This window comes from Rhizobium sp. RM, assembly GCF_013390595.1.
In the GTDB taxonomy this organism is placed as follows: Bacteria; Pseudomonadota; Alphaproteobacteria; order Rhizobiales; family Rhizobiaceae; genus Agrobacterium.
This window is the reverse complement of sequence record NZ_JACAWV010000008.1, coordinates 399,063-424,141: the sequence shown is the minus strand read 5'-3', so window position 1 is coordinate 424,141 and position 25,079 is coordinate 399,063. Positions and strand designations below refer to the sequence as shown.

At 57.8% G+C, this 25,079-nt stretch carries 24 protein-coding genes; 15 read left to right on the top strand and 9 right to left on the bottom strand.

The genetic code is table 11. From position 1 onward, the window contains the following. Positions 1 to 237 precede the first annotated feature (237 nt). The 4 genes from HWX89_RS11025 to HWX89_RS11010 all read left to right on the top strand — a co-directional run bounded on the left by HWX89_RS11025 (position 238) and on the right by HWX89_RS11010 (position 6,651). Positions 238 to 4,071 (top strand): peptidoglycan-binding protein, encoded by a 3,834-nt coding sequence (locus HWX89_RS11025; RefSeq protein WP_138794523.1) that lies wholly within the window; start codon positions 238 to 240, stop codon positions 4,069 to 4,071. A 263-nt stretch (positions 4,072 to 4,334) separates the two neighbouring features. Continuing rightward, positions 4,335 to 5,261, top strand: coding sequence for a sulfite exporter TauE/SafE family protein (locus HWX89_RS11020; protein WP_138794941.1), 927 nt, complete (start codon positions 4,335 to 4,337; stop codon positions 5,259 to 5,261). After that, entirely contained in the window at positions 5,258 to 6,085 is an 828-nt protein-coding gene (locus tag HWX89_RS11015; RefSeq protein ID WP_178340704.1) for a TIGR02186 family protein, read from the top strand. The genes HWX89_RS11020 and HWX89_RS11015 overlap by 4 nt, the downstream gene beginning before the upstream one ends. Positions 6,086 to 6,213: 128 nt before the next feature. Continuing rightward, positions 6,214 to 6,651 carry a universal stress protein gene (locus tag HWX89_RS11010; RefSeq protein WP_138794522.1) on the top strand — a complete coding sequence of 146 codons (438 nt, stop codon included), beginning with the start codon at positions 6,214 to 6,216 and terminating at the stop codon, positions 6,649 to 6,651. 8 nt (positions 6,652 to 6,659) lie between these two features. Here HWX89_RS11010 and pdeM read toward each other — a convergent pair whose 3' ends face one another. Both pdeM and HWX89_RS11000 read right to left on the bottom strand, forming a co-directional pair. Then, complete coding sequence (gene pdeM / locus HWX89_RS11005) at positions 6,660 to 7,394, bottom strand: ligase-associated DNA damage response endonuclease PdeM (RefSeq protein ID WP_138794521.1); 735 nt, start codon at positions 7,392 to 7,394, stop codon at positions 6,660 to 6,662. 14 nt (positions 7,395 to 7,408) lie between these two features. Next, complete coding sequence (locus HWX89_RS11000) at positions 7,409 to 9,928, bottom strand: ligase-associated DNA damage response DEXH box helicase (RefSeq protein WP_138794520.1); 2,520 nt, start codon at positions 9,926 to 9,928, stop codon at positions 7,409 to 7,411. A 106-nt stretch (positions 9,929 to 10,034) separates the two neighbouring features. Here HWX89_RS11000 and HWX89_RS10995 point away from each other — a divergent pair, with 106 nt between their 5' ends. Together HWX89_RS10995 and HWX89_RS10990 are read left to right on the top strand one after the other, a co-directional pair. Further along, positions 10,035 to 10,535 carry an RrF2 family transcriptional regulator gene (locus HWX89_RS10995; RefSeq protein ID WP_138794519.1) on the top strand — a complete coding sequence of 167 codons (501 nt, stop codon included), beginning with the start codon at positions 10,035 to 10,037 and terminating at the stop codon, positions 10,533 to 10,535. Positions 10,536 to 10,628: 93 nt separating this feature from the next. After that, a complete protein-coding gene (locus HWX89_RS10990; RefSeq protein WP_138794518.1) occupies positions 10,629 to 11,090 on the top strand; it encodes a carboxymuconolactone decarboxylase family protein in 462 nt (153 codons plus the stop codon). 27 nt (positions 11,091 to 11,117) lie between these two features. Here the strand turns inward: HWX89_RS10990 and HWX89_RS10985 are convergent, their stop codons facing one another. From HWX89_RS10985 to HWX89_RS10975, 3 genes are all read right to left on the bottom strand, one after another. After that, the gene (locus HWX89_RS10985; RefSeq protein WP_138794517.1) at positions 11,118 to 11,759 is read right to left on the bottom strand and encodes a YitT family protein; all 642 of its coding nucleotides are present in this window, start codon (positions 11,757 to 11,759) and stop codon (positions 11,118 to 11,120) included. Positions 11,760 to 11,818: 59 nt separating this feature from the next. Continuing rightward, positions 11,819 to 12,430, bottom strand: coding sequence for a YitT family protein (locus HWX89_RS10980; protein ID WP_138794939.1), 612 nt, complete (start codon positions 12,428 to 12,430; stop codon positions 11,819 to 11,821). Positions 12,431 to 12,632: 202 nt separating this feature from the next. Then, a complete protein-coding gene (locus HWX89_RS10975) occupies positions 12,633 to 13,577 on the bottom strand; it encodes a class I SAM-dependent methyltransferase (RefSeq protein ID WP_138794516.1) in 945 nt (314 codons plus the stop codon). 157 nt (positions 13,578 to 13,734) lie between these two features. On the opposite strand from HWX89_RS10975, the gene HWX89_RS10970 reads away from it, so the two are divergent. Continuing rightward, entirely contained in the window at positions 13,735 to 14,001 is a 267-nt protein-coding gene (locus tag HWX89_RS10970; protein ID WP_003493739.1) for a DUF6460 domain-containing protein, read from the top strand. Between the two features lies 1 nt (position 14,002). Beyond that, complete coding sequence (locus HWX89_RS10965; protein ID WP_138794515.1) at positions 14,003 to 14,500, top strand: CAP domain-containing protein; 498 nt, start codon at positions 14,003 to 14,005, stop codon at positions 14,498 to 14,500. A gap of 5 nt (positions 14,501 to 14,505) precedes the next feature. Here the strand turns inward: HWX89_RS10965 and HWX89_RS10960 are convergent, their stop codons facing one another. Both HWX89_RS10960 and HWX89_RS10955 read right to left on the bottom strand, forming a co-directional pair. Further along, entirely contained in the window at positions 14,506 to 15,597 is a 1,092-nt protein-coding gene (locus HWX89_RS10960) for a quinone-dependent dihydroorotate dehydrogenase (RefSeq protein WP_138794514.1), read from the bottom strand. After that, positions 15,594 to 15,950 carry a DUF952 domain-containing protein gene (locus tag HWX89_RS10955; protein ID WP_138794513.1) on the bottom strand — a complete coding sequence of 119 codons (357 nt, stop codon included), beginning with the start codon at positions 15,948 to 15,950 and terminating at the stop codon, positions 15,594 to 15,596. Before HWX89_RS10955 ends, HWX89_RS10960 begins: the two co-directional genes overlap by 4 nt. A 245-nt stretch (positions 15,951 to 16,195) precedes the next feature. On the opposite strand from HWX89_RS10955, the gene HWX89_RS10950 reads away from it, so the two are divergent. Further along, the gene (locus HWX89_RS10950) at positions 16,196 to 16,846 is read left to right on the top strand and encodes a response regulator (protein WP_138794512.1); all 651 of its coding nucleotides are present in this window, start codon (positions 16,196 to 16,198) and stop codon (positions 16,844 to 16,846) included. A gap of 112 nt (positions 16,847 to 16,958) precedes the next feature. Next, positions 16,959 to 17,612, top strand: coding sequence for a S24 family peptidase (locus HWX89_RS10945; RefSeq protein WP_138794511.1), 654 nt, complete (start codon positions 16,959 to 16,961; stop codon positions 17,610 to 17,612). Positions 17,613 to 17,618: 6 nt separating this feature from the next. Here the strand turns inward: HWX89_RS10945 and HWX89_RS10940 are convergent, their stop codons facing one another. Beyond that, positions 17,619 to 18,380 (bottom strand): transporter substrate-binding domain-containing protein, encoded by a 762-nt coding sequence (locus HWX89_RS10940; protein WP_138794938.1) that lies wholly within the window; start codon positions 18,378 to 18,380, stop codon positions 17,619 to 17,621. 321 nt (positions 18,381 to 18,701) lie between these two features. Here HWX89_RS10940 and HWX89_RS10935 point away from each other — a divergent pair, with 321 nt between their 5' ends. After that, positions 18,702 to 19,592, top strand: a complete 891-nt coding sequence (locus HWX89_RS10935) for a LysR substrate-binding domain-containing protein (protein ID WP_138794510.1) — start codon at positions 18,702 to 18,704, stop codon at positions 19,590 to 19,592. A 6-nt stretch (positions 19,593 to 19,598) separates the two neighbouring features. On the opposite strand, the gene HWX89_RS10930 is transcribed toward HWX89_RS10935, so the two are convergent. After that, entirely contained in the window at positions 19,599 to 19,865 is a 267-nt protein-coding gene (locus HWX89_RS10930; protein ID WP_138794509.1) for a CBU_0592 family membrane protein, read from the bottom strand. Between the two features lie 236 nt (positions 19,866 to 20,101). Between HWX89_RS10930 and HWX89_RS10925 the strand changes: the two genes are divergently transcribed. From HWX89_RS10925 to HWX89_RS10910, 4 genes are read left to right on the top strand one after another with little or no spacing between them, the layout of a single operon-like run. Further along, the gene (locus tag HWX89_RS10925) at positions 20,102 to 21,664 is read left to right on the top strand and encodes an ABC transporter substrate-binding protein (protein WP_138794508.1); all 1,563 of its coding nucleotides are present in this window, start codon (positions 20,102 to 20,104) and stop codon (positions 21,662 to 21,664) included. Further along, positions 21,664 to 22,611, top strand: a complete 948-nt coding sequence (locus HWX89_RS10920) for an ABC transporter permease (RefSeq protein ID WP_138794507.1) — start codon at positions 21,664 to 21,666, stop codon at positions 22,609 to 22,611. The genes HWX89_RS10925 and HWX89_RS10920 overlap by 1 nt, the downstream gene beginning before the upstream one ends. Further along, entirely contained in the window at positions 22,608 to 23,432 is an 825-nt protein-coding gene (locus HWX89_RS10915) for an ABC transporter permease (RefSeq protein WP_138794506.1), read from the top strand. Before HWX89_RS10920 ends, HWX89_RS10915 begins: the two co-directional genes overlap by 4 nt. Further along, the gene (locus tag HWX89_RS10910; protein WP_138794505.1) at positions 23,429 to 25,039 is read left to right on the top strand and encodes an ABC transporter ATP-binding protein; all 1,611 of its coding nucleotides are present in this window, start codon (positions 23,429 to 23,431) and stop codon (positions 25,037 to 25,039) included. The genes HWX89_RS10915 and HWX89_RS10910 overlap by 4 nt, the downstream gene beginning before the upstream one ends. Positions 25,040 to 25,079: the final 40 nt, after the last annotated feature.

Sequence of the window (25,079 nt, the reverse complement as noted above, 5' to 3'; positions counted from 1 at the left end):
CGAAGGACACGGCTCTGCCGCAAAAGTTAAAAAATTCTCACCATAGTTAACTACTTCTTTACCACGTTTCGTGAATTGTTCCCCGAAAGGTGACTGCTTCGTGAATCGGTGCATTTACCCCCAAATAGGCGGACTCGGCTTGAAAACTCCTTGATGTCACTGCGATGGCGCGGCCAATGGGTCACCATCACGACATCCAGCAGGATACGCCGGACGGTAAGCGAAGCGAGCGAGAAGATGAACGGATTGCGATCAAAAACTCCACAGCCAAGCGACAGATCGTCTCTTGATGCGCTCAATCGCACCATTGAGGGTCTGGAAGCCCGCATCGAAGGATTGATGAGCCAGAAGTTTCCGCGCGAACAGCGGGCCGGCAGCGCGCCCCTGGAAGCAAGAAACGAAGTACATCCGACACAAGCAGAGCAGCGCCTCCCAGTCGAGCCGCCGCAGCTCGATCCCGTTAACGAAATCCGCCAGCGCCAGCGCTTGCTGGAGGCACGTTTTCAACGCGCGCAAGAGCCCGTTGCACGTCCCGAGCGCACGATCAGCCGACCGCTTGTCCAGGCATCCCAGCGACAGGACGCATCTTCCGATACAGCTCGCCCAGCACCCCGTCAGCGCCCGTTGGCTGAACCGCAGCCGCAGCAGAATGACCGTGCCTTGCAGGATATTGCGCAGGCCCTGGTCAACTTGCGCCATGAACTGAAAAACGACATTTCCGAGGGTGTAGCCCGCGAAATGCACAGCCTTCGTGCTGAAATCCGCAACATTCGCTCCTTTGCGGAAGACCAGCAATTTGCAGGCGATCTGCGTGACGACATTTCGCGACTGGCAAGCAGTATCGACCAACTGGGCGGCCTCGCACCGACGGATGCGCAGGAACTGAGAGGCGAGTTCGAGGAACTGCGCCTGCTGATGGATCAGCTCGCCCGTGAAGACAGCGTTCACCGGATCGAAAGCCGCTGGAACAACGTCGAAGACAGCCTGCGCGGTTTCGATGCTGCATCCCTCCAGGACGAGATCGTGTCGCTTGCCTATCGTCTGGACGACATCAAGACGCAACTCGGCAGCATGAGCAACAATCCTGCCGTCCGCGTTCTCGAAGACAAGCTGATTGCCATTGCCGGTGCAGTCGAACAACTTGGCAAACATATGCGGCCGAATGAGGCGGCGTTTACCGAGCAGTTTTCAGGCCTCGACCAACGGCTCGACGAAATCAGCCGTGCCATTGCCGCCGCTGGCAACCGTTCCAACACACAGGCCATGGACACTGCGCTGGCGCAGCGCCTGGAAACCCGGCTGAGCAGCCTCGCCGAGCAACTTGACGATATCAATCGCCTCGCGGCAAGACCTGACCCGACCTCCGAACTGACGGCTCGCCTCGAAACACTGGCCGGCAAGATCGACGAACTGGGCGGAGCACGCGAAGCCACCGAATTGCATGAGCGACTGGATCAGCTTTCCCTGCTGCTGGAGCATTCGCAGCGCCCGTCACAGCAGGCCGAACTGACGTCTTTCCTGAACGACATTTCCCGCAAGATCGATGCGCTTGACCACGGCGCCGTCAATGACGGACTGGCGGAGCGGCTCGACGGGATCGCCCGCCGGATCGACGACCTCGATTATCGTTACAGCCAGCAGCAGCCGGCAGCGGCTTTTGATGACAGCGCCTTCCTGCGCCTGGAAGAGCGACTTGGCGACATTGCCGCCCGTCTGGACGAAAGCTCCTACGCTGCACCGACCGACAACAATGCGCTGCTCAGCCTTGAAAGCCAGATCGCACATCTGTCTTCTCTGGTCAGCCAGCCCAGCCGCACGGAAGCAATTGGACTTTCGCCGGAACTCGACGCGCGCATGGCAGCGATCGAAGACTACATGTCGTCGAACGACGAATATATCATCGAGGCAGCACGACAGGCGGCCGAGGCCGTGCTGGAAGCCTATACGCGAAACAATCTCGGTTCGAGCACCAGCCTGACCGACGTGACGGCTCTGAACGACCTCGCAAATGACCTGCGCAGTCTGGAAGAACTGAGCCGAAACACTGAGGAGCGGACGCACCGGACGTTCGAGGCGCTGCACGAGACTCTGGTGCAGATCGCCGGGCGCCTGGACAATCTCGACAATCATGATCTGGGTCGTGACAATGGGCGTGATTTCGGCCGCAGGGCTGCGCCCTCGCCCGTCTATGCCGAGGAAAACCCTGTTCGCAGCATTGCGCAGCAGATGATGTCGCCTGTTGCCGAGCCGCAGGCGGCTCGCGACGATGTGAAAATGCCCGCGGCAGTCTTCCCCGAGGAGGGCTATATCGCCGAAGAACAGGCGATCCTCAACGATACGCGAGCATTTGCCGATACCGACGCAGAGACGGCAACGATTGCGCCGCCAGTGGCTGCCAAGCCCGCCAAGAAGGAAAAAACGAGCCTGCTTGCCGGTCTGACGAAGCGCTTCCGCTCCGGCACGGCGAAGGCTCCGACCGCTTCAGAGGAGGCAGTACCTGCTACCTCCGGCCGCACGCAGGTCGAACCGGCACCGTCGCTCGACCCGATCGATGTTCTTCCAGCCGGTCAGGAAAACGAACTGCTGGAGCCGGGTTCCGGCGCACCCGATATCAAGAAGATCCTTGAGCGGGTACGGGCAAATCAGATCGCCGCCAGCGGCAAGCCGGTTGATGCCGATAGCCGTACAGACTTCATTGCCGCCGCCCGCCGCGCCGCCCAGGCTGCCGCCATGGAAACGGCCCCGGAAAAGAATGAGACTGGCAAAAAAGCGGGCAAGTCGGGTGCTTCGGCACTTTCCCGTTATCGTCGTCCGCTCCTGCTTGGTATCGGTGCCATTCTTCTCGCGATGATGGCGATGCCGCTTGTCAAGTCGATGATCGGCGGTGGAGAGGCTCCCGCTCCCGCAGCAATCGAACAGAAGACCGGCGAAGCTCCGGTTTCCGCATTGCCTGATGGCGCCGAACAGAGCGTGACCATTCCATCCGACCTCGTCATCGACCAGAAAGAGGCGACAGCCGCAGACAGCCTTGAAAACGCTGGTCAGCCGGAAAACGTCATCGATGAACGCGTGGTCGGCGGCGCACCGCTGCCGGAAGAGGCCCCTGTTGCCGAGAAGCCAACCGTCGATGCCGCAACCGCCGACACGGTCGCGGAAGCACAACCACAGCAAACCGAAACACCTGTTGTGGCGCCCCCCCAGGCACAGGAGGCGATCGCCGTTCCTGCCGGTATCGAGCCAGCCTCGCTTGCCGATGCCGCCGCGAAAGGTGATGCAACCGCGCTGTTTGAGGTTGCCGTACGCTTCACAGATGGCCGCGGCGTTACCGCAGACCGTGCTGAGGCGGCAAAATGGTACAAACTTTCCGCAGATCGCGGCCTTGCACCCGCGCAATACCGCCTCGCCAACATGTACGAAAAGGCGAACGGTGTTGAGCGTAACCTTGTTGAAGCGAAGCGCTACTACACCATGGCGTCGGAACAGGGGAACGCCGGCGCAATGCATAATCTCGCCGTTCTGCTCGCCTCCGATGCCGCCGGTCAGCCGGATTTCGCCGCTGCGACGCAATGGTTCATCAAGGCTTCGGAACTCGGCGTTCGCGACAGCCAGTTCAACCTGGCCATCCTTTACGCCCGCGGTAGCGGCGTGAAGCAGGACATCGAGGAATCTTACAAGTGGTTCGCGATTGCCGCCAAGGATGGCGATGCTGACGCCGGCCAGAAACGCGATGAAGTGGCAAGGGCTCTGAGCCCTGAGCAGCTTAAAAGTGCTCAGGCAAAGGTTGACGCCTGGAAGGCCACCCCGCTGAATGAAGATGCGAATGGTGTTAATCCGCCCGATGAATGGGCTGGAAAAGAAGGCGTCAAAACAGCATCCGTCGACATGGAAAAGGCAATCCGCAACATTCAGGCCATTTTGAACAACAATGGCTTCAATGCCGGTACGCCCGATGGCAAGCTCGGCAAGAACACGGTTACCGCCATCAAGGACTTCCAGAAGTCAGTCGGGCAGTCACCCGATGGTCGCATCACTAACGAACTGGTGACGGCTTTGCTGGAACGCAACAAGTAAGACGAGCGAACAACAGAAAGCGGCCTTGTAGGCCGCTTTCCCTGTTTTGCGGATGACTGTTTGTCATTGCGCCTTCACACCTCCTCTATCTTTCCAAAATATCAACGTATTTCCCGTTGAATGTTGACACCTCAAGTCCTCGCGGGCATGAGGTGAGAAGGTCGTTACATGCGGCCTTTTCAGACAGAAAATGTAAATCGCGGCGCGGCTGCCCACCCGGACAGACGATGCCGCCCCGGAACCATGCGCCCGAGGTCCGAGCCGTGACTGTCTACCTGCCGATCGCAGAACTGTCGGTGAATATTTTCATCATTCTCGGCATGGGTGCGGCTGTCGGTTTTCTGTCCGGCATGTTCGGTGTGGGCGGTGGATTTCTGATCACCCCGCTGTTGATCTTCTACAACATTCCTCCTGTCGTCGCAGTCGCCACCGGCGCGAACCAGGTCGTTGCCTCATCGGTATCCGGCTCCATCACCCATTTCAGGCGCGGAACGCTGGACGTGAAACTCGGCAGTGTGTTGCTGGTCGGGGGTCTGGCAGGCGCGACGGTCGGTGTCTGGGTATTCTCATTCCTGCGGAGCATCGGACAGCTCGACCTCATCGTATCGCTGCTTTATGTCATCCTGCTTGGCACGGTCGGTAGTTTGATGCTGAAAGAGAGCATTTCGGCGCTTCGCCGCAGCGCCCGCAACGAAAGCGTGGTGCTGCGCAGACCTGGCCAGCACAATTGGGTGCACCGGCTGCCGCTGAAAATGCGGTTCAAGAAATCGAAGATCTACTTGAGCGTCATCCCCGTGATAACGCTCGGCTTTGGTATCGGCGTCCTCACCTCAATCATGGGTGTGGGCGGCGGCTTTATCATGGTCCCGGCAATGATCTATCTCCTGCGTATTCCGACCAATGTTGTCGTCGGAACGTCGCTGTTTCAGATCATTTTCGTCACGGCATATACGACGATCGTGCAGGCTGCGACCAACTATTCGGTCGATGTCGTTCTCGCCTTCATTCTGATGGTTGCCGGCGTTATTGGCGCGCAATATGGCGTACGCGTCGGGCAGAAGCTGCGTGGCGAACAGTTGCGCGCATTGTTGGCATTGCTGGTGCTCGCGGTGGCGCTTCGCCTTGCCGTCTCGCTGGTCGTCCGTCCCGACGATCTGTTTTCCGTTGCCGTGGGAGGGTTGGGCTATTGACTTGCCGTCTCCCTGTTGCAGCGATACTTGGCCTGCTTTTACCCCTGTTTGCCGGCACAGCTCTGGCCCAGACGCCGCCACTTGCAATCCCGATAGCTCCGCAGCAGGGGCCATTGCAGGAAAACATAGAAATCGGCGCATCGACAACGGAAATTCCCATCACATCGGATTTTCGCGGCGCGGATTTCACGCTTTTTGGCGCGTTGAACAACACCGACCAGTTGCTGCTGGCGATCGGTCAATACGATATCATCGTCACGCTTGAGGGGCCGAACGACTACATGACCGTGCGCAAGAAGGATCGCGTTGCGGGCATATGGATCAACACCAGTGCAATTACCTTCACGCCTCTGCCAGAATCCTATTCGATGGCGAGCACGCGCGACATTAATTCCATCGCCTCTGCAGGCACGCTACGGGCGATGGGGCTCGGCGTCGATCACCTGCCGCTCAAAAGCGCCGCCTTTTCCGGCGTGCCTGACAATGTGTTCGATTTCCAGGAGGCTTACCGGCGGCTCAAGCTCACCAGCGGTATCTATCGCAACGACGCGACGGGTGTGCGTCTGGAGCGGACAGGACTTTTCTGGGCAACCCTTCGCCTTCCCGCCAATGTGCCGAATGGTGTACATACCGCCCATGCCTACCTCTTCAAGAGCGGGCGTTTCATTGCCCAACGCGAGTTGAAACTGCGCGTCGTCAAGACAGGCATGGAGCAGGCCATCACCAATGCCGCGCATGAAACACCTTTGGCCTACGGTACATTGTGCGTCCTGCTTGCCGTCATCACCGGCTGGGGTGCCAGCATCATCTTCCGCAAGGACTGATCAGGCTTCGGCCGCAAAGATAGCATTCGCTTCCTTTATCGCTTTGCAGTAAAATTCAAAGCGTTACGGCTGCAGTGACACGTGGTGTCGCGTCGTCGGCTGTAACCGGGATGAAAAGGAGAAATGTCATGTTCAAGCACATTCTCATTCCCACCGACGGTTCGCCGCTGGCGCAGATTGCGGTCGATAATGGCTTTGCCCTTGCAAAGGACGCAGGCGCGAAAGTGACTGTGGTCACGGTCTCCGAACCTTTTCATGTGATCGCCAGCGATGTCGACGACATCGCCGCCATTGCCGAAGAGGAATTCCACCGCTGCGAGGAAGCCGAGCACCTGCTCAAGAACACGCGAGAACGCGCCGTGTCGATGGGGCTGGAATGCGACGCCCTCCTGGCAAGAGCGGGCCGCCCTGACGAAGCAATCATCGAAACAGCAAACAGGAGCGGCTGCGACCTGATCGCCATGGCCTCACATCGTCGCAAAAGTTTTCTGGAAATGCTGCTCGGCAGCGTCACCGCAAGAGTGCTGAAAAACTCGAAGATTCCGGTTCTGGTCTATCGGCAATAGAGCAGCGCTCACCCCAGAAGGTTCGAGAACCTTACGGCGTAAATTCGATCCCGACCAAGGAGATGCGCAACCAGTGCATTCCGATCGAAGAGGCCTGCAATTGCCTTATGTCGCAAATCCAGACCGCCGCTCATGACCCCAAAAGCCGGCATCAGCAGGCGCGCGCCATCAGTCGCAAAACATGGACGGCGAACCGTCTTTTCGCGGCGACGAACCGTTGCCGCAGGATGGAGATGGCCGGCAATTTCCCCAATTGCGTCCGCAGCCCTGGCTTTGGGCTCATGTCGGAAAACGAGGTTTCCGAAAAACATCTCATCCACCGAGGAGCCAGGAAGATCGACTGTGCCATCAGGATCATGGTTGCCGTTGATCCATATCCATTCGCGGCCCGCCGCCATCTCCTTGATGATTTCGCGCAAGGGCAGCGGCAGGAATTCAGAGCCAACGCGGTCGTGAAAATTGTCGCCCAGACTGACGACGATCTTGGGATCGTAACGGGCGACCAGCGAAGCGAGGATTTTCAACGTGGCAATGGTGTCATAAGGCGGCAGCAGTCTTCCCCGCCGAGCAAAAGCCGCGCCCTTTTCGAGATGCAGATCGGACACGACCAATAACGACAGATCGGGCAAAAACAGCCCACCCAGGGGATCGCACCAGGCGGCAACACCGTTGACGTCAATCTCCGAGCCAAGGCACTCGAAGCCGGTTGAGAATCTCTCGCTCAGGGCAAGGCGGCTCAGCACGTTCATTTCCCTCGTCAAGACATCGCGTCGGCGATGAGTTCGTCTGCGGCTTCAGCAAGGACATCGTCCTGCGCCTCGCCTGCTACCGTTTCGCGTCCAATTTCCAGCATTACCGGCACGGCAAGCGGCGAGACATGCTCCAATGCGCAATGGGTGGTGTGGCCCTTGATCCTTCTCAGCATATCCCCAAGTCGGCCAATGTCCAAAAGCCCTGCAGCCGCATCGCGACGGGTCGCTTCCAGCAGGATATGGTCCGGCTCATGGCTGCGAAGAACGTCATAAATAAGGTCGGCCGAGACGGTCACCTGTCGCCCGGTCTTTTCCTTGCCTGGATGGCGGCGCTCAATCAGGCCGGAAATGACCGCACAATTGCGAAAGGTGCGTTTCAGCATGAATGACTCGTCCAACCACGCCTCCAGATCGTCACCCAACATGTCCTCGTCGAGAAGGTCTGCCAGCGAGAGACGACGAGATTTCAGGCGTCTGCCGATATCCTCCATGGCCCAGATGGCCAAGGAATAGTCTGTGGCGACAAAGCCCATGGGTTTGGCGCCCGCTCTTTCCAGCCGCCGCGTCAAAAGCATGCCGAGTGTCTGATGTGCCAGGCGGCCCTCAAACGGATACATGACCATGAAGAAACGCTTCCGGAAGGGAAAGGTCTCCACCAGCAACTCATCCTGTTTGGGAATGATCGACTTCTCTTTCTGGATTGCCAGCCAGTCACGCACCTGATCCGGCAACGCGTGCCAACGCTGCGGATCGGCCAGCATCGAGCGCACCTGATCGGCTAGATAGGTCGAAAGCGGAAACTTCCCGCCGGCGTAAGATGGAATTTTGGGGTCCATCGAGAAAGCTTGGGAAACGAGGCATTCGTTTTCCCTGATCCCTTCAAATCGCAACACTTTTCCGGAAAACAGAAAGGTATCGCCCTGCACGAGCTGTTCGAGGAAATATTCCTCGACCTTGCCAAGCGACATGCCACCGCGGCCCAAGGTTCCCTTGGCGTTGCGCTTGACCATTCGAACGTTCAGTTCAGCGGCTTCGACAATGGTGCCGAGATTCAGTCGATATTGCTGGGCGACCTGTGGGTTTGAGACACGCCAGCGACCGTCCTTCATCTGGCGGATACGGGCATAGCGCTCATAGGTTCGCAACGCATAGCCACCGGTCGCGGTAAAATCCACCACCCGGTCAAAGGTGTGGCGTGAGAGGGTCGCGTAAGGCGAAGCGCTTGTGACTTCCTGGTAAAGCTCATCCGCATCGAACGGTTCGGCGCAGGCCATGCCCAAAACATGTTGCGCCAATACGTCCAGCGCACCTTCGGCGATCGGCGGCGTATCCTGTGCACCGATATAATTCGCATCGAGCGCGGCACGACATTCCATCACCTCGAAACGGTTGGCGGGCACGAGAATGGCCTTTGATGGCTCGTCCATACGGTGATTGGCGCGACCAATGCGTTGCGCCAGGCGACTTGCACCTTTCGGCGCGCCGACATGGACGACCAGATCGACATCACCCCAGTCGATACCGAGATCGAGTGTGGATGTGGCGACCACAGCGCGCAGCTTGTTTTCCGCCATGGCGGCTTCCACCTTCCGCCGCTGCCCGGCATCCAGTGAGCCGTGATGCAGCGCGATCGGCAGATTATCATCATTGATGGTCCAGAGTTCCTGGAAGATCAGCTCCGCCTGCGAGCGGGTGTTGACGAAGATCAGCGTCGTCTGATGCTCTTTCAGCGCCTTATAAAGATCCTGCATGGCATAACGTGCCGAATGACCAGACCACGGGATACGCTCATCCGTCTGCAGAATGGAAATGTCAGGCTTTGCACCGCCCTCAACGGTGATGACACCGGCAGGTTTGGAACCTTCCACCTGCGGTGCGAGGTAACGACGCAAATCCATCGGTTCCGCAACCGTTGCGGAAAGGCCTATCGTTCGCATAGCAGGAGCATGTTTGCGGATGCGGGCCAAAGCCAGCGACAGCAGATGGCCTCGCTTGGAGGTGACCAGTGAATGCAACTCATCCAGCACCACATATTTCAGGTCGCGAAAAAACCGCTCGGCTTCCTTGTTGGCCAAAAGAAGAGAGACCTGTTCTGGAGTCGTCAACAGGATATCCGGTGGCTTTATTCGCTGGCGCTGTCGCTTGCCCTGTGGCGTATCGCCCGTGCGGGTTTCAACGGAAATCGGCAGTCCCATTTCCGAAACAGGCTTCATCAGATTGCGCTCGATATCGACGGCGAGCGCTTTGAGAGGTGAGATGTACAGGGTGTGCACACCGACAAAACCCGAGCCGGGCGGTACCTTGCCGCGCTCCGCCAGGTCTGTCAGCGATGCCATGAAGCCGCCAAGCGTCTTGCCCGCACCGGTTGGCGCGATGAGAAGCATGTTTTCGCCGCCATGCGCGCGGGCGGCAAGCTCGAGCTGATGGGCGCGCGGCTGCCACCCCTTTTGCGCAAACCATTTCTGGAACGGCAGAGGCAAGGCGCCGACTTGAATGCCGGAAATGGACGACTCGGCGAGTTTCATCTCTTCAAGGTAGTGAAAAAGCTGCGAAAAAGAAGGGCATGAAGGCTCGTCTTGACAGCAATCCTAATCATGGATATTTTTAATCCACGATAAAGGAGCTGATACAATGAAACTGGGCGACGGCGTGGAACAGGCCATTCACAGCGTGGGAATGCTGGCGGGGCTTTCCGATGGTGGCGTACTTTCGGCCGCCGCGCTGGCGGAGTTTCATGGTGTTTCCACCAGCTACCTCCTGAAACACCTGCAACTTCTTTCCGGTGCCGGTATTCTCGCCACCGTTCCCGGACCGAAGGGCGGTTATCGACTTGCGAAACCGACCGACAAGATCACATTGCTCGATATCGTTCTGGCGGTAGAGGGACCAGAGCCTGCTTTTCGCTGTGCGGAAATCCGCCAGCGGGGACCAAATCCTTTGCCAAAACGCTATTTTACCAAACCTTGCGGCATCAATGCAGCGATGCTGAAAGCCGAAAAAGCCTATCGGGCAGAACTCGCCAAAACCACCATAGCCGATGTTCTGGGAGATCTCGCCGCCAATGACGACGGCGGCATTGCCGCGCGTGGTTGCGCGTTTCTTGAAATGAACGAGCGCAAGTCCGCACGCTGAACTGACGACATTCCGATACGACACCGGAAAGCCACATGGCTTTTCGGATCGATGACGCATGCCCTGATACCTATCCGAAAAAGGAAAACACCGATGAAAACCCGTTTGAATTACGCCAAAGCATCTCCCGAAGCCTTCAAAGCCGTGATGGCTCTGGAGACCTACGTTCAAAACAGCGGACTGGAGCACCGCTTCATTCACCTCATCAAGCTTCGTGCCTCCATCATCAATGGCTGTGCTTTCTGCGTCGACATGCACGTCAAGGAAAGCCGCAAGGACGGCCTGTCGGAACAGTGGATTAACCTGATGAGTGTCTGGCGGGAATCGACCGTCTATTCCGAGCAGGAGCGGGCCTTGCTCGGCTGGGTCGATGCGGTGACGAAGATTGCCGAGACCGGCGCACCGGATGATGCCTATGAGGCGCTGAAGGCGCATTTCAGCGATGAGGATATCGTCAAGGTGACGGTTGCGATTGGCACGATCAACACCTGGAACCGCATTGCCGTCGGCTTCCGCTCGCAACATCCTGTCGACGCCACCGCCAAGGCAGCGTGATCTCGATCCACCTTGGCCGAGCGACCGTTACATCGCTATGTAGCGGTCGTTGCGGTGATTGATCGCCAATGTCAGGTTCATCACCAATGCGCCGAGAACAGAGCAGATGATGACGAAAGGCGTGGCAATGAAACAGGATGCAACGAGCACCATGCCGTCGAAGGCGAGTTGCACCAATCCGGCGCGCCAGCCGAAACGGTCCTGCAGATAAAGCGCCAGAATGCCGAAACCGCCAAGACTGGTACGGTGGCGAAACAGTGCCAGCATACCCGCTGCGACCGTCAGCCCTCCAAACAGTGCGGCGGCAACGGGATTGATGCTCTCGAATGCAAACAGCCCAGGCATGTAATCCGACAGGACCGCAGTCATGGCGATGGCGCAGAAGGTTTTTACCGTAAAGGCCAGTCCGAGGCGTCGAAACGCGAGATAATAGAAAGGCAGATTGACGAGAAAGAACACCGCGCCGAAGCGCACATCCGTGGCGTAATGGACAAGGAAGGCCAAACCGACCGTACCACCCGTCAAAAGCCCGGCGGATGAAAACAGCGTCACACCCAGCGAGACCAGCATGCTGCCTGCCAATACGCCCTGAATGTCTTCCAGCAGCGAATGCCGATCCGGCGTGGAAGCCCAAAATCTGGTCAGCTTGCGTTCGGCAACTTCGCTCATGGTCGTTTCCCGTTTTTCCCGGCTCATTCTCTGCGCCTCAGCGCCTGAAAATTCAAGCGTTAGCGCACGACGATATAACGGTCGGAGCGATGATTGATGGCGAGGAACATGTTGAGGACGAACGCGCCGACAATCGAATAGAGGACAGTTTCGGGGTCGATGACCGCGAAGGCGGCAACCATGACACAGGCGTCAAAGGCAAGCTGGATAAGGCCCGCTCGGACGCCAAAGCGATCCTGGATGTAAATGGCCAGAATACCGATACCGCCGAGGCTGGCACGGTGGCGATAAAGCGCCAGAAGCCCATATCCCAGCAACAGGCCACCCAGCAACGCCGCCCAGAGCGGATTGATGCTGTCGACCACCATCCAGCGGGATTCCAGTTCGGTCAGCACGGAGACAAGGCCGATGGCGATAAAGGTCTTGAGCGAGAATGCGAGACCAAGACGGCGGAAAGAGAGATAATAAAATGGCAGGTTAACAAGGAAGAACAGAAGGCCAAAGCTGATGCCGAAGGCGTAGTGGATAAGGAACGCAACGCCCGCCGTGCCCCCGGTCAGAAGGCCCACCTTGTTCAGCAGGTAAAAACCGAGCGCAGAAACGATCGCGCCAGTAACAATGCCCTGCACATCTTCCACCGGTGCATGTTTTGCCGGATCGGCACTCCACATGCCATAGACGCTTCTCGTGAATGCCATGTCCGTACCCCCGAAGAGATCTGCCAGAATTGTCGTGAAAATGCTTCGCCGGTTTCCGACGACGTCTCATCGTGGTTCGGCTTTACGAGCATATTTTGCACTGCAAAAGACAGCGTTTCAATACGGATATGTAAGCAGGGCTGACCTATTGGCAAAATGGCAAGAAACGAAAAGATCAGCCTTCTTTCCTGGAAAGAAAAAGAATGCCGGAAAGGGGTTTTCCGGCATCCTTGCGAATGGTGGTTTTGACGATGTCCAGCACATCCATGCCATGCGCAGCGAGCAGACCACGGATGTAGCGTTCGGAATGAGCGTAGCGCAATGACGGCTGCAGCACAAAGCCGTCCTCCTCGCCCGCATCCTCGACCGAGAAGGCGAACAGACCTCCCGGCGCCAGGAGCGCGTCAACCAGGGGCATCACCGTCTCCAGGCTGCCGAGATACATCATGACATCGGCCGCAGCCACCAGATCGGCGCGGCCTTGAGCAAGACGACCGTCAAAAAGACCGGAGGCTGCAACATCCAGTGACAAGTCAGCCTGGGCCAGATGGTGATAGACGCCCTTCTCTTCAGCCTTGGCCAGCATGTTGGTGGAGATATCGAAACCTTCCAACCGTTCTGACCAGTCGCTGATTTCCGCTCCCAGCAGGCCCGTACCGCAGCCTATATCAACGACGCAGCAAAACTTGCCATTTGCCGGACGAGCTTTTTCGATCAGCGCCGCCAATTTTTGCGGCACGCTGTAGCCAAGCTTCTTCACCAATGAGGTTTCAAAACGCTCGGCATAGTCGTCGAACAATCCTTCGACATAGCGGCTTGGTGGCTGCTCAGGGGTTTCGGCAGCCCCCAAGATCGCAAGCTTCAACTCGGCAGCGAAGATACCTTCGGAATCCAGCCCGGCAACTTTCTCGAAAGCGGCAACAGCCTTTTCCTCATCACCTGCCTTCTCGGCATACTCACCGAGACGAAACCAGCCCGCTGCCCATGATGGCGTCAATTCGAGCGCCTGCTCGATCAGTTCGGCAGCCGCCGCATGATCGCCGCTCTCGGCCAACATGCGAGCATAATCTGCCCTGCGGTCAGCGATCACGTCACCGGAAGAAAACTGGTTTGATGCCATTCATGATTTCCTGAGAAGATGTCGGCTCTCATTTATCAAGCCATAAAAAAACTCAAGTCCTATTTCATGGCACCGGCGACTATAGCGCGATATAGTGCACCGAAACTTGCATCGAAGCAGCCTGCTTCATATGTGAGAGGAAACAGGAGACTTGCTGATGGCCGGTGAGGTCAACAAAATGCTGGGTGATACGGTGGCCCGTACGGTTGTGAAACTGCTGGTGGTTTCATTGCTCGTCGGCTTTCTGATGGCGATCTTCGGCTTGACGCCGTGGAACATCATCTATGGTGCGCGCGATTTCGTGGTTGATCTGTGGCGCAGCGGTTTCCACGCGCTTGGCGCAATCGGCGACTACCTGATCCTTGGCGCAACGATCGTCATTCCCGTCTTCATCATCCTGCGCCTCCTGAGCTACCGCCGCTGATATGACCGAAACATCGCTTATTACGTTTTCCCGGCGCGGTTTCGTGCTGGTTTCCGCTGGCTCATTGCTATCTGCCTGCGTTTCCATGCCAACCAACAAGGGCGTCCCTTCGGGCACCAAGGATGAAACCGCTGCGGCGCTGCCGATGGTCAATGAGCTGCGGCGCTCCAAAGGGCTTTCATCTCTCTCCGTCAACAGCGCAGCCAGTACCGCCGCCGCCTATCAGGCGGATCGCATGGTCAAGGCGCAGAAGATGGCGCATCTGATCGGCCTGACCGACAGCTTCCTCATTCGTATGAAAGACGGCAAGGTTCCTCTGCCCGCAGCAGAAAACGTCGCAAGCGGTCAGGATAGCGTTGAACGCGTCGTCAAGGCCTGGATCACCTCTCCCCACCATCTCGAGAACATGCTGGGGTCATATAACGGACTTGGCGTGGCCGTCGCTTACGATGCAGCAAACCGAAACCGCCCCTATTGGGCGATGGTACTCTGCGCCTGAACCGATCAGCCGAGCTTACGGTCGGCCCAACGGTCGACCGTGCTGTCGCGCAGATCGCGGATGTTGTCCACGCGCTCGCGCTCCACGATCTTGGACATTCCCTTGACCACGGCAGACGGCAGCCCCGGACCTTCATAGACCATGCAGGAGTAAAGCTGCACGAGATCGGCGCCCGCCTTTATCTTCTCCATCGCCGTTTCTGCCGATGAGACACCACCGACACCGATGATCGGCAGGTTTGCGCCAACGCGCTTGCGCATCTTGGCAAGAACCGTGGTCGACAGCTCGAAAATCGGCTTTCCTGAAAGCCCGCCGGACTCACTCTTATTCGGACCAGCCCGCAAACCATCGCGGGAGAGCGTGGTGTTCGAGACGATCAGACCATCGAGATCGTGCGCCAGCGCCTCCTCGGCAACGTCATCCAACCCTTCTTCAGTCAGATCCGGAGCGATCTTCAGGAATACCGGGATACGTTTACCGGAACGGGAGGCCTCCGCCTCACGGCTTTCCAGTACGGCTGCCAGCAAGGCGGCGAGGCTTTCACGTGCCTGCAGATCACGCAGTCCCGGCGTGTTAGGCGACGAGATGTTGACGGTAAAGTAGGACGCGACCGAATAGAAGGTCTCGATGCCCTTCACATAGTCGGCAATGCGGTCTTCGCTGTCCTTGTTCGCACCGATATTGACGCCGACGATGCCGCGCAGCGAGGCAGCCTTCATGCGTTCAAGTGCAGCGGCGTGCCCCTCATTGTTAAAACCGAGGCGGTTGATAACACCCTCATCTTCCACGAGCCGGAAAATGCGCGGCTTGGGATTGCCCGCCTGCGCGCGTGGTGTGACAGTACCGATTTCGGTGAAACCGAAGCCGAGCCGTAAGACCGGTCCAGGCACCTCGGCGTTCTTGTCGTAACCAGCCGCCAAGCCGAGCGGGTTGGGGAACACGAGCCCGGCCACCGTCTGCTGCAAGCGCGGATCGTGCGGCACCATGCAGGTTGGCAAAAAGCCGCTCTTCAACGCCGTAATCGATAGTCCATGCGCCTTTTCCGGATCGATCAAGAACACGCCTTTACGGCCGAGAGAGGAAAAAAATCCGTTCATGACAGGTTCTCCGGAAACTGATGGCGACCGTCCTCGCCCAAGACAAGAGGTTTTTCCCAGAGCACGGCGGTCATGGGGAGGGAGGCATAGAGATGCGGAAAGAGATCGCCGCCTCTCGAAGGCTCATAAACCAGCTTTTCGCCGAGAGCCTCTCCACTCACGGCAACAAGTAACAAACCGGCCTGTCCGGCAAAATGCCGCGATGCGGTTTCCATTGCCTGTTTGGCTGTCGAGAAGTGAACGAAACCGTCGGCCAGATCGATCGGCGCGCCTTCAAAAACGCCTTTGACCTTAGCGGCAGCCCAGAGCGTCTCCGGGACGATTTTATAAATGATCGCGGGCTGTTCCTGCATAGGCGTCTCCGACGGGTGTTCTGAGAGCGGGGTTTGCAGCAAAGCCGTGCGATTGTCCACAGTTTCTGCCGGTTTTTTTGCCCTCGGATGGTCTCAGGCTGTTTCTGTGAAAAGCTTTCCCTTGTAATGCGCAATCGATTGGCGCACTTTTGGCAATGGAGGCGCTGGAGTCGTTTTCGACAAGCGGCAGGCAGACGTAAGAAAATAGAAAAGAACCGCATCAACGCCCTTGGGAGGGGGCCACAATGTCGGAACTTGCCATCATCATCGCAGACGATCACCCGCTTTTTCGTGGAGCCCTGAAGCAGGCCGTATCCGGCATTGAGGGCCAGCAGACCATCATAGAGGCCGGGGATTTCGAAGCCGCCCGCAAGGCCGCCGCTGAGCGGAACGATGCGGATCTGATGCTTCTCGATCTTTCCATGCCTGGTGTCAGCGGATTTTCAGGGCTGATGGCGCTACGGGCGGAATTCGCCAGCCTGCCTATCGTCATTGTCTCTGCCACTGATGACGCCACCACGGTGCGCCGCGCAATAGAACTGGGTGCTTCCGGCTTCATCTCCAAATCGTCAGGCATCGACGATATTCGCGACGGCATCCGTGCCGTTCTAGAAGGCGATGTCTGGGTACCGGCCAGCCACAGAGGCGCAAAGGAACAAGATCCTGATGTAGCCGATCTTATTCAGCGGTTGAGGACCCTTACGCCACAACAGAGCCGCGTTCTCGGCATGCTGGCCGAAGGCCTTCTGAACAAGCAGATCGCCTATGAACTGAATGTCTCCGAAGCCACCGTGAAGGCGCATGTGTCGGCAATCCTGCTGAAACTCAAGGTCGATAGCCGCACACAGGCGGTCATCCAGCTTTCCAAGATCAACAGTCCGGCAATGGTGGCCTGAGGAAGAGGATTTTATTCCTTATTTCTTTACTCCAGGCTGAATATAGTCTAGATTACAGCCTCTACTGACAGGAGCTTTTTCCTCCACGGGCTCCACCTGCGGGCTTTTAATCATGCTTTCACACGAAACGATCTGGATCGCGATCGATACGCTTGCAGAACGTCACCAGTTGACGCCTTCGGCGCTGGCCAAGCGCGCAGGCCTCGATCCGACATCGTTCAACAAGTCGAAGCGGTTCGGTCCGGACGGTCGCAAACGCTGGCCCTCCACAGAATCCGTCTCGAAAGTCCTGGAGGCGACCGGCGCGAGTATCGACCAATTTTTTGGCTATGCGTTCGGAAAAACCGGACAGGCGACCCAGCCTGCCGATGCGCACAATGCCATTCCGCTGCTCGGTTTCGCTCAGGCCGGCTCCGGTGGCTTTTTCGATGACGGCGGCTTTCCGGCCGGCCAAGGGTGGGACGTTATCGAATTTCCGTCCTCCCCGGACCGCAAGCAGGGTGTCTATGCGCTAGAGGTGCAGGGCGAAAGCATGATGCCACTTTATCGTGATGGCGACATTCTCATCGTCGAGCCCGGCGCACAGGTACGCCGAGGCGATCGCGTGGTGGTGAAAAGCCGGGATGGTGAGGTCATGGCAAAAGTTCTGGCGCGGCAAAGCCCCAAGAACATCGAGTTGCTCTCCCTCAATCCGGAACATCCCAACCGCAGTTTCGACATGGCAGAGGTGGAATGGATTGCCCGGATTATCTGGGCAAGCCAATAACACCGTTCAGTATAATCCATAAGGAAAATAGCGGCGGTAGATTTCCTCTAGCCGGCCATTGCGTGACAGAGCCGCAAGCGCCTGATCGAAAGCCGGAACGAGAACGTTGTCCGGGTCGACGGCCATGATCGTCAGGCCTTCGCCAAGAAAACGATCAGACATATAAGGTCCACCGAACAACGCGCAGCAGCCTTCGGAGGCAGTGCCCGACACCCAGAACGGCAGACGCAGGCCATCTGCGAAAACGGCATCCACCTTGCCGGTCTTCAGGGCATCATACATGGCGTCATAGCCATCAAAGCCGTTGGCCGCCACTTTCGGAAAAAATGCCTTGAGCATCTGCTCATGGCGCGAACCGGTCAGAACCCCGACCTTCTTGCCGGAGAGAGCATTGATCGTCGTCCCTTCGAGCTTGACCGCCTTGTTGACTGCAAAGCGTGCCGGCAACAGAAGGTAAGGACGTGAGAAGGTGAAGCTCTTTCGTAAGTCCGATGATGACGCAATACCGGAAATGACAGCCTCGCCCTCCCCCATTTCCAGCGCAGCTTCCAGCTCATCAAACGGCAATGCCTGAACCTGGCATTTGCTCTCGACCTTCAATTGCGCGCAGATTTCCCGCACCAGATCGACATGAAAACCTGCGAGCCGCCCTTCCTGATCGGTAAAATTGAAGGGCGGAAAATCGACAGACATCAAGAACCGGATACGCGGCACCGAAGACAGATCGCCGCCGGCAAACCGCTCCTGCGCATCGAAAAGCACCGGCATCTTGCCACCATCCGACAGGCCCTGTGCCGGTGAAACACCCGTGCCGCCAGCCAGAATCGCGAAAATTGCCGCGATGCAAAGTCGTCCAGGGTTTGATCTCATAACCGGCATTCTCATCTCAATTATCCGCTTAGGTCACGGCAGCGCTACCATGATGATAGCGGCAGGATGCAAATTTGTCGGCGACTATACACGAGAATCATGTCCGACGACCCTTTTGGACGAGGAAATTGCGTGATTACCACAGCATCGAATTCCAAAAAAATTGAAGAGTTTATGGCGTCGGTGTATCGGAGCGCAGACTGTTTTGTGGGAACCGGGATGCAACCGTCATTTAGATTGCCGCCATTGGAGGCGCTTGTTGTTTTCGAAGCTGCATCGCGGCTGGGCAGCTTCTCCAGGGCGGGTAATGAGCTTGGTCTGACGCAAAGCGCTGTCAGCCGCCAGATCAGCAAACTCGAAGCGTTTATCGGCTCCAAACTCTTCGAGCGTGTGCCGACAGGTGTGCGACTAACAACCATCGGAGAGAACTACTCGATCGACGTTTCGCGGCTCATCCTCGACATCGCAAGCGTCACGGACGGCGTACGCTCCTGGACCGGCCCCAGCCAGATCACCATCGCCTGTTCGCGCGGGATTGCCGATCAATGGTTCATGCCGCGCCTTCAGACGCTGAAACGCGACATCCCCGGCATCGAACTGCGGTTGCGCGTCACCGATGACGTGGCCCATTTGCGTCTGGACGAATTCGATCTTGCTATCTTCTATCGCAGGGAACGACCAATTGGCGTCTGGCTTTCCGAACTCGGCCAGGAAGAGGTCATTCCCGTGTCAGCGGCAGGCATGGCCAACCTCATGGAGCAGAAAGCGCCGGTTCTGATCTCGATCGAAGATTCCATGCGAGAATGGCAGGACTGGCGCGACTGGTGGCGGTCATCACAATTGTCGCCACCGCAGGACGCAATTCAGTGGAAGCTGGGAGACTACGGTCTCTGTGTTGCGGCGGCGTCGCAAGGGCTTGGCGCAACGCTTGGATGGACATGGCTGATCCGCGATCAGCTTGATAGTGGGGTCCTCGTCCCGGTCCATTCCCATACGATGCGCTCAGAAGGCAAATTTTACCTGATGCGGCCAGCCGATCGCCACCAGCGAAGGATTGTGCGCGAGGTTTCAGACTGGCTCATTGCCAACAATCAGCAAACCGCGCGCTGACAATCGTCAGGCCTGTGCCGGAGGCGCCTTGCGACGGCGATCCAGCATGAAGCGCGCATAACCGATGATGGTGAACAGAAGCCAGGCGACCTGCGAGATCAGGGAGCCAAGATTAAAATTCCATATCAGCGAATAGATCAGCGATACGCCGCCCAGAACGTTAAGAAGCGTGTAGCGCCCGTCATCAATGGTTAGAACGCGTAACTGCAACAGGGCATAGGCAAAGAGATAAAAAAAGGCTCCCGCAAGGCCGACAATGTCCGCAAGCCCCATTTGTGTTCACTCCATAAACGCGCCCGCTCGGCGGGCTTGGGTAAACCGGATCTGGTCCGGCCACGCCCCTTTACTCCGCTTCTCGAACAAGCGGACGCGCTCAGATTTCATGGCCCCATGCACAAAAATCATACCCCTGTATCGCGCTCGAGACCTAGTGCCGAACCGCCGAGTACGATAGGCCAGTCCCCCAGCCGAGCCTCCTCTGGCCCCGATAAAAACAGGGAACCCCCAATATGACATCCTCCCCCTTTTCCTTTTCGCTTGATCGGCGACGTTTCCTTGCTGGCGCGGCCAGCCTGACGGCACTTTCCGCCGGCTTCATCACCACCGCCAATGCGCAAAGCGCGGAAACTCCGAAAAAGGGTGGCGTCCTGAAGCTTGGTATTGGCGGCGGCAGCACGACAGACAATCTGGACCCGCGCATTCTGAAGGATTGGGTTCCCGTCAATCAGGCGTTCATGATCATGAACGGCCTTGTCGAGATCGACGCGAACAATAACGCCGTGCCGGAACTGTTCGAAAGCTGGGAAGCCCAGCCGGGTGCGGTGGAGTGGACCTTCAAGCTGCGCCAAGGTGTTACGTTCCACAATGGCAAGACGCTGACGGTGGAAGACGTCATCTACTCCATCAACCTGCACCGTGGAGACACCACATCTGCAGCACGCTCCGTTGCCTCTGCTCTCAAGGCCATCGAGAAAGTCTCCGATAGCGAGATCAAGATTGTGCTGGAAAGCGGCAACGCCGACCTCCCCTACATTCTTTCCGACTATCACTTCCTTATCGTTCCGGAAGGTTGGACGGATTTCAACAAGCCAGTCGGTACCGGACCCTTCGTGTTCGAAAGCTATGACCCCGGCGTCCGCTCACGCTTTACCCGCAATCCGAACTACTGGAAGGCCAATGCCGCTCACGTTGACGCTGTTGAAGTGATCGTCATCAACGACATTGCCGCACGTACGAATGCCATGATGTCGGGACAGGTTCACGCCATCAACCAGCTCGACTTCAAGACAGTCGATCTGCTGCGCCGCAACCCCAATCTCAACATCGTACAGTCGGCCAGCGGCCAGCACTTCACGTTCCTGATGGATTGCACGCAGGCACCCTATACGGACAACAATATCCGTCTCGCCATCAAGCATGCCATCGATCGCGAACAGCTTTTGAAGACCGCTCTGCGTGGCTACGGCCGCATCGGCAACGACCATCCGATACCAAGCTCCGATCGTTTCCACGCAGCAGATTTGCCGCAGCGTCCCTATGATCCAGAGAAAGCCAAGTTTTATCTGAAGCAGGCTGGTCTCGACACGCTGAAAATCGAAATTTCCTCTTCTGACGCCGCCTTTTCTGGCGCGGTGGATGCCGCAGCGATCTTCAGGACGAGCGCGGCAAAGGGCGGTATCGACGTTTCGATCAAGCGCGAACCCGCCGACGGCTATTGGGACAATGTATGGATGAAGGCACCATTCTGCATGTCGTACTGGGGCGGCCGCCCGACAGCCGACCAGATGCTGACCATCGCCTACCAGTCAACCTCAGCGCAGAACGATACGCACTGGAAGAACGAGACCTTCGACAAGAAACTCACCGAGGCACGTGCGCTGCTCGACGATGCAAAGCGCAAGGAAATCTACGCCGAGCTTCAGGCACTCATCTCCAATGAGGGCGGCGCCATGATCCCGATGTTCGGCGATTACCTCGATGCAACATCCAAAAAACTGAAGGGCGTGACCACGCATCCGATGTTCAACTTCATGGGTGCCCGTCTCGCTGAAAAGGTGTGGTTGGACGCATAATGACTAAGCTTATCCTGAAGCGCGTTGCTTTGGGTATTTTGACGCTTCTGCTGGTGTCGGCGCTTATTTTCGCCGGCACACAGCTTCTTCCCGGTGATGTGGCGTCAGCAATACTCGGACAAAATGCGACGCCTGAATCCCTCGCCGTGTTGCGCGCCGATCTCGGTCTCGACCAGCCCATTCTGCAACGCTATCTCTCCTGGCTTGGCGGTTTCGTAACCGGCGACCTCGGCAACTCACTCGCAAACCGTCAGCCCGTCGCCGATCTTCTCTGGCCACGGTTCTGGAACACGATGGCGTTGGCGCTTTATGCCGCAGCCGTTTCCGTTCCGATCGCCGTTCTCCTCGGTTTGTTCAGCGCCATCTGGCGTGGCAGCCTGTTTGATCGTGCCATCAATATCGCGGCTCTCGGCTTTGTCTCTCTCCCGGAATATTTTCTTGGGCTTCTGCTGATCCTCTTCGTTTCCGTTCACTACAATCTCTTGCCAAGTCTCGCAGACACCTATCCGGGCATGGGCTTTGCGGATTGGCTCAAAGCTACCACGCTTCCGGCCCTTACCCTGGTCCTGGTCACGGTAGCACAAATGCTGCGTATGACCCGCACCGCAGTTCTCGCGGTCATGGATCAGGCCTATGTCGAAACAGCCTATCTCAAGGGATTGCGGACAAAACGTGCGGTTCTTCGCCATGCGCTTCCCAATGCCGCAGCACCGATCGTCAACGTTGTCTCGTTCAACATCGCCTATCTTATTACCGGCGTCGTGCTGGTGGAGGCCATCTTCAACTATAACGGCCTTGGCCGCTTCATGGTCGACGCCGTTTCAAAACGTGACCTTCCACTGGTTCAGGCCGCAGCCCTCGTGTTCGGCGCAGCCTATGTCATTTTGAACATCATCGCCGATGTTTCGGCAATCGCGCTCAATCCGCGCTTGAGGCATCCCCGATGAAAATGCTGCGTTCCATCACCCCGACCGCATGGGTCGGTCTTTTCATCATCTCGCTCAACATCATCCTGTTTGTCGCTGGCCCGCATATTGCGCCATTCGGACAGGAGGAAATTGTTGGATCGCCGTTCGATCCACCGTCCGCCGCCCATTGGTTCGGCCTCGATCAGAACGGTCGCGATATGCTTTCGCGTCTCTTGGCTGGCGCACAAATGTCCATCGGCGTGTCGCTGGCCGCTTCGCTGCTGTCCTTCAGCATCGGCATCACGCTCGGTTTCATCGCCGCGATTTTCGGCGGCTGGCTGGATATGGTCCTTTCGCGCATCGTCGACACGGTAATGTGCATACCGGTGCTGATTTCGGCGCTGGTTGTGCTTCAGGCGCTTGGCTCGTCCATTCCCGTCCTGATCGTGACGATTGCGCTTCTGGACTCCACGCGCGTGTTTCGTCTGGCGCGTATCGTGGCCCAGGGCATCAATGTTCTGGAATATGCCGAGACGGCGCGTCTGCGCGGCGAAGGCCTGTTCTGGCTGGTGTTCAAGGAAATACTCCCCAACGCCCTTCCGCCGCTGATTGCGGAATTCGGCCTGCGCTTCTGCTTCACCTTCCTGTTCGTGGCCGGCCTGTCGTTCCTGGGCCTTGGCATTCAGCCCCCGTTCGCCGACTGGGGCGGCATGGTGAAGGATAACCAGCAAGCCATTCTGTACGGCCTCTATGCTCCGCTTTACCCGGCCGCCGCCATCGCCATTCTCACCATCGGCGTCAATCTTGTCGTGGACTGGCTGCTTGCTGGCCGCAGTGCAATTCAGGGAGCCGACCGATGAGCGAAAACAAGGTTTTGCAAATTCGCGGCCTGAAAGTTGCCGCTCCCAATGGCGCCATCCTGGTTGACGGTGTCGATCTCGACCTCAAACGCGGCGAGGTCAAAGGTCTGATCGGCGAATCCGGCGCCGGAAAATCCACAATCGGCCTTGCCGCAATGGGATATGGCCGCAATGGCTGCCGCATCGTCGGGGGCGAAATCATCGTCAACGGCGTATCCCTGATGACGGTCGACCGTGCCGGTCGCGAAGCGGTACGTGGCGCACGTATTGCCTATGTGGCACAAAGTGCTGCCGCTGCCTTCAACCCAGCCATGAAGATCGGCGAACAGATCATGGAAGGGCCGCTCTATCACGGCATCATGAACAGGCAGGAAGCTCAGGCCTGGATGCTGGAATTGTTGCAGGCGTTGCAGCTTCCCGACTACCAGAACTTTGGCAGCCGTTATCCGCATCAGGTATCGGGTGGTCAATTGCAGCGTGCGATGGTGGCGATGGCGATGTCTTGCCGGCCTGACATTCTCGTGCTGGACGAGCCGACCACGGCGCTTGATGTCACAACGCAGATCGAGGTGCTCGCGCTGCTGCGCAGCCTCATCCAGCGTTATGATACAGCCGCGCTTTACATTACACATGACCTTGCCGTCGTCGCGCAGATTGCCGACAGCATCATGGTTTTGCGTCATGGAAAAAAGGTAGAGGCTGGCTCTGCGGAGCAGGTTCTAGAGCAGCCGCAGGAAGACTATACACGCCGTCTCGTATCCGAACGCGAAGCCAGCATGTCGGGTGAAGGCGTTCATCGCAAGGGTGGAGAAGTTTTGCTTGAGGCGCGCGACGTCACAGCTTACTACGGCCGCAAGAAGGTGCTGGACAACATTCAGTGCGAAATTCGCAAGGGCGAAACACTGGCTGTTGTGGGGGAATCCGGTTCCGGAAAATCCACGCTGGCCCGCGTCATTGCCGGCCTGCCGCCACACTCGTCCGGCGTCATCTCACTCACCGGGCACCGGCTTGCCGATAGTTACACCAAGCGCTCCCGCGAGGAGTTGCGACGCATCCAGCTTGTCTATCAGCTTCCCGATGTGGCACTCAATCCACGTCATACCGTGGGCGAGATCATCGGCCGTCCGATGTCGTTCTATTTCGGAATGAACGACGACGAACGCGCGTCCGAAGTCAATCGATTGCTGGACCTCATTGGCCTGCCACGGGAGTTTGCAGAGCGCCTGCCAAAAGCGCTCTCCGGCGGACAGAAGCAACGCGTCTGTATTGCCCGCGCACTTGCCGCCCGACCCGACCTGATCATATGCGATGAGGTGACATCCGCACTTGATCCTCTGGTGGCGGAGGAAATTCTCAAGCTTTTGCGCTCCTTGCAGAATGAACTCGGTGTTTCCTACCTGTTCATCACCCACGATCTCGGCGTGGTGCGCAGGCTTGCTGACAGGACAATGGTGATGCAGCACGGCCGTATTGTCGAAACCGGTACGACCGAGCAGGTTTTTGCGCCGCCTTACCAACCCTATACCGAACAGCTCATCACCTCGGTTCCGGAACTGCGCCGCGACTGGCTGGATGGCGTGCTGGCAAAGCGCGGTATTTCCGCCTGATCTCCATGGTGGCTCATCGCTGCATGTGAGCCACCTCCTC

What these genes read in the sequence shown, in the direction of transcription:
- HWX89_RS11025 (WP_138794523.1), top strand. Translation starts at nt 238, where the DNA reads ATGAACGGATTGCGATCAAAAACTCCACAGCCAAGCGACAGATCGTCT.
- HWX89_RS11010 (WP_138794522.1), top strand. Translation starts at nt 6,214, where the DNA reads ATGTTCAAGCACATTCTCATTCCCACCGACGGTTCGCCGCTGGCGCAG.
- HWX89_RS11000 (WP_138794520.1), bottom strand. Translation starts at nt 9,928, where the DNA reads ATGAAACTCGCCGAGTCGTCCATTTCCGGCATTCAAGTCGGCGCCTTG.
- HWX89_RS10995 (WP_138794519.1), top strand. Translation starts at nt 10,035, where the DNA reads ATGAAACTGGGCGACGGCGTGGAACAGGCCATTCACAGCGTGGGAATG.
- HWX89_RS10990 (WP_138794518.1), top strand. Translation starts at nt 10,629, where the DNA reads ATGAAAACCCGTTTGAATTACGCCAAAGCATCTCCCGAAGCCTTCAAA.
- HWX89_RS10985 (WP_138794517.1), bottom strand. Translation starts at nt 11,759, where the DNA reads ATGAGCGAAGTTGCCGAACGCAAGCTGACCAGATTTTGGGCTTCCACG.
- HWX89_RS10980 (WP_138794939.1), bottom strand. Translation starts at nt 12,430, where the DNA reads ATGTGGAGTGCCGATCCGGCAAAACATGCACCGGTGGAAGATGTGCAG.
- HWX89_RS10975 (WP_138794516.1), bottom strand. Translation starts at nt 13,577, where the DNA reads ATGGCATCAAACCAGTTTTCTTCCGGTGACGTGATCGCTGACCGCAGG.
- HWX89_RS10970 (WP_003493739.1), top strand. Translation starts at nt 13,735, where the DNA reads ATGGCCGGTGAGGTCAACAAAATGCTGGGTGATACGGTGGCCCGTACG.
- HWX89_RS10965 (WP_138794515.1), top strand. Translation starts at nt 14,003, where the DNA reads ATGACCGAAACATCGCTTATTACGTTTTCCCGGCGCGGTTTCGTGCTG.
- HWX89_RS10960 (WP_138794514.1), bottom strand. Translation starts at nt 15,597, where the DNA reads ATGAACGGATTTTTTTCCTCTCTCGGCCGTAAAGGCGTGTTCTTGATC.
- HWX89_RS10955 (WP_138794513.1), bottom strand. Translation starts at nt 15,950, where the DNA reads ATGCAGGAACAGCCCGCGATCATTTATAAAATCGTCCCGGAGACGCTC.
- HWX89_RS10950 (WP_138794512.1), top strand. Translation starts at nt 16,196, where the DNA reads ATGTCGGAACTTGCCATCATCATCGCAGACGATCACCCGCTTTTTCGT.
- HWX89_RS10945 (WP_138794511.1), top strand. Translation starts at nt 16,959, where the DNA reads ATGCTTTCACACGAAACGATCTGGATCGCGATCGATACGCTTGCAGAA.
- HWX89_RS10940 (WP_138794938.1), bottom strand. Translation starts at nt 18,380, where the DNA reads ATGCCGGTGCTTTTCGATGCGCAGGAGCGGTTTGCCGGCGGCGATCTG.
- HWX89_RS10935 (WP_138794510.1), top strand. Translation starts at nt 18,702, where the DNA reads ATGCAACCGTCATTTAGATTGCCGCCATTGGAGGCGCTTGTTGTTTTC.
- HWX89_RS10930 (WP_138794509.1), bottom strand. Translation starts at nt 19,865, where the DNA reads ATGGGGCTTGCGGACATTGTCGGCCTTGCGGGAGCCTTTTTTTATCTC.
- HWX89_RS10925 (WP_138794508.1), top strand. Translation starts at nt 20,102, where the DNA reads ATGACATCCTCCCCCTTTTCCTTTTCGCTTGATCGGCGACGTTTCCTT.
- HWX89_RS10920 (WP_138794507.1), top strand. Translation starts at nt 21,664, where the DNA reads ATGACTAAGCTTATCCTGAAGCGCGTTGCTTTGGGTATTTTGACGCTT.
- HWX89_RS10915 (WP_138794506.1), top strand. Translation starts at nt 22,608, where the DNA reads ATGAAAATGCTGCGTTCCATCACCCCGACCGCATGGGTCGGTCTTTTC.
- HWX89_RS10910 (WP_138794505.1), top strand. Translation starts at nt 23,429, where the DNA reads ATGAGCGAAAACAAGGTTTTGCAAATTCGCGGCCTGAAAGTTGCCGCT.